This is a genomic window from Mesorhizobium sp., from assembly GCF_005063415.1.
Taxonomy (GTDB): domain Bacteria; phylum Pseudomonadota; class Alphaproteobacteria; order Rhizobiales; family Rhizobiaceae; genus Mesorhizobium.
In genome coordinates this window covers 221-467 of the sequence record NZ_SUEG01000153.1, presented here as the reverse complement: position 1 = coordinate 467, position 247 = coordinate 221, and the positions used below count along the sequence as shown (strand labels likewise).

At 66.4% G+C, this 247-nt stretch carries 1 pseudogene; it reads right to left on the bottom strand.

The features are described 5' to 3' along the window. A pseudogene (locus tag E5W70_RS26810) lies at positions 1-247 on the bottom strand (DNA repair protein RecN); the annotation flags it as partial.

Genomic DNA, 247 nt, shown 5'->3' with positions numbered 1-247 from the left:
AAAGCCCCTGCACGCGTTTTGCCAGCCGCGCCAGCCGCCGGCCGATGGCGTCGGCAACCGCGCCACCAACGCCGGTGTCGATTTCATCAAAGACCAAGGTCGGCGCCGAGCCCCGGTCAGCGAGTGCTACCTTCAACGCCAGCAGGAAGCGCGAAAGCTCGCCGCCGGAAGCGACCTTCATCATCGGGCCGGGCCTGGTGCCGGGATTGGTGCGCACCCAGAACTCGACCTGGTCGATACCTTCTTC